Annotated in this window: 8 protein-coding genes; 5 read left to right on the forward strand and 3 right to left on the reverse strand. The window is 29.9% G+C overall.

Features of this window, described 5'->3' with window-relative positions; genetic code table 11:
* The first annotated feature begins 135 nt into the window (after positions 1 to 135).
* The 4 genes from LQE93_RS04950 to LQE93_RS04965 are packed head-to-tail and all read left to right on the forward strand — an operon-like array spanning position 136 to position 2,988.
* Complete coding sequence (locus LQE93_RS04950; RefSeq protein ID WP_231072320.1) at positions 136 to 567, forward strand: PTS sugar transporter subunit IIA; 432 nt, start codon at positions 136 to 138, stop codon at positions 565 to 567.
* Between the two features lie 40 nt (positions 568 to 607).
* The gene (locus tag LQE93_RS04955) at positions 608 to 895 is read left to right on the forward strand and encodes a PTS sugar transporter subunit IIB (RefSeq protein ID WP_269144335.1); all 288 of its coding nucleotides are present in this window, start codon (positions 608 to 610) and stop codon (positions 893 to 895) included.
* A 14-nt stretch (positions 896 to 909) separates the two neighbouring features.
* Positions 910 to 2,190 carry a PTS ascorbate transporter subunit IIC gene (locus LQE93_RS04960; RefSeq protein WP_231072323.1) on the forward strand — a complete coding sequence of 427 codons (1,281 nt, stop codon included), beginning with the start codon at positions 910 to 912 and terminating at the stop codon, positions 2,188 to 2,190.
* Positions 2,191 to 2,244: 54 nt separating this feature from the next.
* On the forward strand, positions 2,245 to 2,988 hold the full coding sequence (locus LQE93_RS04965; protein ID WP_231072329.1) for an SIS domain-containing protein: 744 nt from the start codon (positions 2,245 to 2,247) through the stop codon (positions 2,986 to 2,988).
* A gap of 180 nt (positions 2,989 to 3,168) precedes the next feature.
* Here the strand turns inward: LQE93_RS04965 and LQE93_RS04970 are convergent, their stop codons facing one another.
* Both LQE93_RS04970 and LQE93_RS04975 read right to left on the reverse strand, forming a co-directional pair.
* Complete coding sequence (locus LQE93_RS04970; RefSeq protein WP_231072331.1) at positions 3,169 to 3,771, reverse strand: hypothetical protein; 603 nt, start codon at positions 3,769 to 3,771, stop codon at positions 3,169 to 3,171.
* On the reverse strand, positions 3,761 to 4,309 hold the full coding sequence (locus LQE93_RS04975) for an ECF transporter S component (RefSeq protein WP_231072332.1): 549 nt from the start codon (positions 4,307 to 4,309) through the stop codon (positions 3,761 to 3,763). The genes LQE93_RS04970 and LQE93_RS04975 overlap by 11 nt, the downstream gene beginning before the upstream one ends.
* Positions 4,310 to 4,533: 224 nt before the next feature.
* Here LQE93_RS04975 and LQE93_RS04980 point away from each other — a divergent pair, with 224 nt between their 5' ends.
* On the forward strand, positions 4,534 to 5,403 hold the full coding sequence (locus LQE93_RS04980) for a DUF362 domain-containing protein (RefSeq protein WP_231072356.1): 870 nt from the start codon (positions 4,534 to 4,536) through the stop codon (positions 5,401 to 5,403).
* Between the two features lie 296 nt (positions 5,404 to 5,699).
* Here LQE93_RS04980 and LQE93_RS04985 read toward each other — a convergent pair whose 3' ends face one another.
* Complete coding sequence (locus LQE93_RS04985; protein ID WP_231072334.1) at positions 5,700 to 6,146, reverse strand: hypothetical protein; 447 nt, start codon at positions 6,144 to 6,146, stop codon at positions 5,700 to 5,702.
* Positions 6,147 to 6,452 lie beyond the last annotated feature (306 nt).

A 6,452-nucleotide genomic window follows, 5' to 3' on the forward strand; every position in this document is an offset into this window, starting at 1 on the left:
ATCAACTTACCAATTATTGTTCTTATTTACAAATGATCCGTTCGTTAAATTGCTACCGTATAGACATTTGATATTACGTTCTAATAAAAGAATTAATTTCATAAAATATACAAAAAGGAAATGGAGGTAATTAATATGGAACTCATATCCTATAATCATATACTTAATAATGTTAAAGTTGATACTTGGCAAAATGCTATAAAGGAAGCTGGAAATTTATTAGTTAAAACTAACGATATAACTTATACATATATTGAAGAAATGATAAAAAGTGTTGAAACTTTAGGCCCATATATAGTTATAATGCCTGGCTTAGCTATAGCCCACTCAGCTCCTAGCAGTTCTGTAAAGAAAAATAGCATTTCTTTAATAACTTTAGATAATCCAATAAATTTTGGTTCTGAAAATGACCCTGTTAAAATTGTATTATGCTTAGCCTGCGTAGACAAAACATCTCATATTAATTCCCTTTCTAAGCTCGCTAATATATTAATGACTGATAATATTATCGATTCAATTTATAACTGTAACTCCGCTTTAGAGATATATAACTTATTTAATTGCTAATACTTATTTTTTATAAATAATCTGAAGGGAGGTGATTACAATGCATATTAAAATACAAACCGTTTGCGGCTTTGGATGTGGCTCTTCATTGATGCTTAAAATGAACGTTGAGGCAGTTTTAAAATCAAACAATCTTGAAGCAGACGTATTTTGTGGCGATGTTGGAACTTGTTGTGCTAACCCGTGTGATGTTATTTTTATATCTAAAGAACTAGCTGAAAGAATTCAGGATAGAGCTAAAGTACCAATCGTAATTATACAAAACTTTATGAACAAACAAGAAATAAAAGAGAAAACTCTAGCCTACTTTGAAACATTAAAAAATTAGGAGGCGTGTTTTTAATGGCTGTGTTTAACTTTATTATTAATGAAATTTTTGGTCAAGGTGCAATATTCTTAGCTTTAATAGCTTGTATAGGGCTTATTCTTCAAAAAAAATCTTTTACTGAAATTGTTCGTGGAACAATGATGACTGCAATAGGTTTCTTTATATTATCAACTGGTACTAGTATTATTACTGGAAATTCTATAAATGGTATAGCTACTGCATTTAATACTATAATGCCTACTGCAAAAGAAACTGTATCTGTTGACATAGGTGCACAATACGGTACTCAAATCGGTATTGTTATGGTAGTATCATTTGCAATAAATATTTTAGTAGCTAGATATTCAAAATGGAAATCTGTATTCTTAACAGGTCATATGCTATATTGGTTCCCATTTGTATTTATAGCAGCTGGTGTAGATGCTGGATTAACTGGTGGTAAATTAATTATCTTAGCAACTGTATTTACATCATTATATATGATTATTTCTCCAAACTTATTAAGACCTTTCGTTAAAGAAGTAACTGGAGATGACTCATTTACTATAGGACATCCTACAACATGTTTATCTCTTCTTTCTGGTTTCTTAGGAAAAGCTTTTGGTGATAAATCAAAATCTACTGAAGATCTTAAATTCCCTAAATCTTTAGGATTTTTAAGAGAAGTTTCTATTACAGGCTCTATAGTTATAGCTTTAACTTATATCGTTATGGCAATAATACTAAAAGTTAATGGCTTTAACCCAGGTGAAGTATGGGGTTATGCAGGAGGAAGTACTGGCATATTTACTTATATATTTACTCATGCAATTTACTTCGGTGTTGGTGTTACTGTAATGCTACAAGGTGTTAGAATGTTAATTGCTGAGATTATTCCAGCATTTAAAGGTATTGCAGATAAATTTGTTCCTGGAGCTATACCTGCCTTAGATTGTCCAGTAATATTTGGATATGCTCCTAATGCATTAACACTTGGTTTCATAGTTGCTATGATAACATCAATAATTACAATTATAATAACTGCTGGAATGTTCCCAACTGTTATTATTCCATTAACTTTCACATGTTTCTTTGAAATAGGATGTGCTAGTATCATAGGTAATGCTACTGGAGGAGTTCGTGGTACAATAATTGGTGCTGCTGTATCTGGTGTAGTTATGGTTCTACTAGTTGGATTTGGAGCTTACTTCTTTAGTAATACTATTCAATCATGGATGCTAGTTTATGGTGGACAAGACTTCTCATTATGGGGAATAATTGAAGGCCTTATCGCAAGACTTCTTGCATTATTCTAAACATAAAATTAGAGCATTTCTTTTGAAATGCTCTTTTTAAATAAGGAGATAACTATGGATTTTAAATATATAAGTCATATAAAAGATTTAATTGATACTATTGAAAATAAAGAAAAAGAAAATATGGAAGCTTCCGTTAAGCTATTAACTAAAACAATAATGAATAAAAAGTCTATCTATACCTTTGGAGCTAGTCATGCTGGTATACTTAGCGAAGAACTTTTTTATCGAGCTGGGGGACTTATGCTAACTACTCCAATATTCGGACGAGAGCTTATGTTAGATACTTCTCCAATAACTCTTACTAGTAAAATGGAGCGTTGCATTGGTTATGGAACAATTCTTGCCAGTAAAGTTGATTTTAATCAAGATGATGTACTAATAGTTCACTCAGTATCCGGAAGAAACCCTGTTACTATTGAAGTTGCAAAGGTTGCTAAAGATAAAGGCGTAAAAATAATTGGAATAACAAATTTAAAATATTCAAAGTCGGTAACTTCACGCCATCCTTCTGGATTAAAGCTATATAATCTATGTGATATTATTTTAGATAATCATGGTGATATAGGAGATGCTTGTGTTTCTATTGATGGTATAAATCAAAAAGTTAGTCCAACCTCTACTGTTATTGGAGCAACAATGCTAAATGCTATTATTGCAGCAACAGTTCAAGAACTAGTTAATAATGGAGTCTCTACTCCCCCTATATTCTATAGTGCTAATTTAGATAATGGCGATGAAATGAACTCTGAATTATTTGATGAATATAGCGATTGTATTAAATATAAGTATAAATAGTATCTCATATCTAACTATAAATACATGCAAATATAAACTCCTATATAATACAACTTTTACATTGTACTATATAGGAGTTATTATAATTATTCAATTCTCATAACATTTATTACTTGCTCTTAGCTATATAGCTTGCCCCTGGAAATTTTCTGGACCTTCAAGGTCCAATACTCTCCATTTTTACCATGCTACTGTAATGCAACTATTTTTAATATTAAACTTTTCAAAGTATGCATTTTCTTTAGGAATCCATTCTTCTCTAAACTTTATAAGCTGCTTTGGTCCATTTCTTTTTTCTATATTTTCAAGCTGCTTTTCATCGCTTATATCTGTAAAGATTTTTAAATCATAGCAGTTATTAAAATATGGATGAAGACTATAAGAGCCTTCAATTATATTAATCCTTTTTTGACTTACAATATATCCATCTTTAATCTTTCTTTCCATGCAGCTGAAAGGTCTATAATTTACATCTTTCTTTTCAAGTATATTATCTAATACTTCTTCTTTAAACCTTTCATAATCTACATTTCCACCTACTTCTGATAAACGCTCTTCAGTTCTCTGATGATTTTGCAAGAAGAAATCATCCATATGAAAAAGGTTGCTATCATATACTTTATTTAGATAATATCCTAAAGTCGTCTTACCACTAGCACACTTGCCATCTATTCCAATTACTAAAACATCTTTATCACTATTTGCTATTAATTCATCCACTGCTTCTTTTATGTTTCTAAAGCGTTCTTCACAGTGTTTATTCATTATTAATTTATCTTCCATAAGATATTCTCCTTGCTTCGCTTTCTTTAATTTTTATAACAAGGATTGGTATAAATACAAGCTGAATTATTATTCCAGGAATAGCATTTACAAAGGCTTGCATCATAAATATCTGCCAAGTAAATTGATTTCCAAGAGCAGTAAATAAGCCATAAGAAACTACTCCCCATACAGCTCGTCCTAAAATCATAGCTGTAATTAATGCTATATATACGCCTATCTTTTTATCCTTAACTCTGTTATACATAATTCCTGATACTAAACCATAAGTTGCAAGCTCAAAAGCCATAGCTGTTGCTATAGGCATTAATGGTGGTGCTCCAAAAGTTACACTTCTTAAAAGTGGCACAACAAAGCCTACTACAAGCCCATAAGGTGCTCCACAGATAAATCCAGCAAGAATTACTGGAATATGCATTGGACACAGCATATTTCCTATACTTGGAATTTGCATTGTTATAGATGGTAGTATAAGTCCTATTGCAATAAATAATCCTGATAATACCAATTTTTTACTGTTAATTTTATTTAAGTTCATATTCCCCTCCTAATTTAAATAATACCATTTATTTTATATTTTCCCACAATACGTATTACTTTAACTATATCACTTAAAGTTAACTCTAAGTCAATATTTTTTTACTTAAATTTCATTAATTAAGTTTTTAGTAAATATTTTCTAATTTCTACTTGACTTGAAGTTAACTTTAAGGTCTATAATAATACAATGGCTAACTAAAAAAAGAAGGGATTGTGAGAAAAATGGAAAAATCAAAAGTCTTTTTTACTTCTGAAATAACTCCAGAAAATATGATAAAAATGTATAATGCTCTTGGCGTAAAATCTGAGGGAAATGTGGCAGTAAAGGTCCATTCAGGTGAGGTTGGAAATCAGAATTTCATTCGTCCTGAGTTTATGAAACCTATAATAGATTATGTTAACGGAACTGTTGTTGAATGTAATACTGCATATGAAGGGAAAAGAAATACTACAGAAAAGCATAAGGAAACTATGGAGCTTCACGGTTGGAACTCTGTTGCTAATGTAGATATACTTGATGAATCAGGTGATATGGAGCTTCCTATAAATGGTGGTAAGCATTTAAAAACTAATTATGTTGGTAAAAATATGGATAACTATGATTCTATGGTTGTACTTTCACACTTTAAAGGTCATCCTATGGGAGGTTTTGGAGGTGCTCTAAAGAATATTTCTATAGGTCTTGCTTCTTCTCATGGGAAAGCTTATATTCATGGTGTAGGAAAACCTGAAGAACTTTGGACTGCTGACCATAACTCATTCCTTGAATCAATGGCTGATGCTTCTAAATCAATTATGGAATATTATAAAGATAAAATTGTTTTTATAAATGTTATGTGTAATATGTCAGTAGACTGTGACTGCTGTGCTGTTGCTGAAGACCCAAAGATTGGTGATATAGGAATACTTTCTTCTACTGACCCAGTAGCTCTAGACCAAGCATGCCTTGATTTAGTATATTCTTCTAAAGATCCAGGTAAATCTCATCTTATAGAAAGAATAGAATCAAGAAACGGTGTACTTACTGTAAAAGCTGCATCAGAATTAGGGGTTGGAAATAGAGATTACGACCTTATTGTAATTAACGATTAATAATTAGAATAATAAATGTTTTGGAAGCCATATTACTGGCTTCCAATTTAATTTCTTAATTAAATAATGAAATTTAACACTCTAGTAAATGTAGTTTAACTATATTTAGTAAGTTTTATATAGCTTATTATTTTCTACTTTATTTTTATCATCTAAATCATCTTCAATTAATAATATCTTTTTCAACATCTTCACCTCTTACTTAGTATATTGCTTATCTTATCAAAATACTATTATAAATTTACCATATCTATATAGCGATAATAACAAAACACTAGCTGAGAACTTAATCCCAGCTAGTGTTTTACTCTCCCAACAAACTCATCGTAACTTTCAGGCTTACCATTTCCAAATATAATTTTAAATTCATTTGTTTCTGTATTTCTATAATTAATATAGCTCTTATTTAAATCTAATCTAGAAGTATCACTAAAATTAAACTTCTTTAATACATCCTCTTCCCTAACATTTTCACCTAATGTTCCTACTTGTCCAATTCCACTAGAAGTTACTAGCTTATAAGCTCCACATGGATTTAAATATTCGATTTCTTTTATTTCTATAGATTCACTTTCTTCCTCATGACATTTATCACAGTGACAACCTAGCTCATGCTTTGGATTTTCTTTATTATAAAAATAACCACAACAATTACAAATCTTAGTTGTTCCATTAGATGAGTTTTCTATACTAACTAATCCCCCACATATTTTACATTTCTCAATATTTAATACGTTATCCATATTATACCTCCATTCTTCCTTCATAAATTAATTATATTAACAGCATAGTATTTTTATGAAAGATACTTTTGTATCATTATCTCTATTTGTTTTTTTATTTTATGATTATACTCATTTACGAGTATTTTATTTTAAAGTATAATATGAATATATAGTATTGAATAATCTATAAATTCAATAATATCATGAATCTGTTAAGTTGATATGAAAAAATAGCTTGATTTTTCATAGAATTCCTCGCTCTTTGAAAATTATATAAGTTTGAATATTTTATTGTATGGCAAACAAAGCCTGCAATAAATTGAT

It is taken from the genome of Clostridium sp. NSJ-145, from assembly GCF_021044725.1.
Taxonomy (GTDB): domain Bacteria; phylum Bacillota; class Clostridia; order Clostridiales; family Clostridiaceae; genus Clostridium; species Clostridium disporicum_B.

What these genes read in the sequence shown, in the direction of transcription:
- LQE93_RS04950 (WP_231072320.1), top strand. Translation starts at nt 136, where the DNA reads ATGGAACTCATATCCTATAATCATATACTTAATAATGTTAAAGTTGAT.
- LQE93_RS04955 (WP_269144335.1), top strand. Translation starts at nt 608, where the DNA reads ATGCATATTAAAATACAAACCGTTTGCGGCTTTGGATGTGGCTCTTCA.
- LQE93_RS04960 (WP_231072323.1), top strand. Translation starts at nt 910, where the DNA reads ATGGCTGTGTTTAACTTTATTATTAATGAAATTTTTGGTCAAGGTGCA.
- LQE93_RS04965 (WP_231072329.1), top strand. Translation starts at nt 2,245, where the DNA reads ATGGATTTTAAATATATAAGTCATATAAAAGATTTAATTGATACTATT.
- LQE93_RS04970 (WP_231072331.1), bottom strand. Translation starts at nt 3,771, where the DNA reads ATGGAAGATAAATTAATAATGAATAAACACTGTGAAGAACGCTTTAGA.
- LQE93_RS04975 (WP_231072332.1), bottom strand. Translation starts at nt 4,309, where the DNA reads ATGAACTTAAATAAAATTAACAGTAAAAAATTGGTATTATCAGGATTA.
- LQE93_RS04980 (WP_231072356.1), top strand. Translation starts at nt 4,534, where the DNA reads ATGGAAAAATCAAAAGTCTTTTTTACTTCTGAAATAACTCCAGAAAAT.
- LQE93_RS04985 (WP_231072334.1), bottom strand. Translation starts at nt 6,146, where the DNA reads ATGGATAACGTATTAAATATTGAGAAATGTAAAATATGTGGGGGATTA.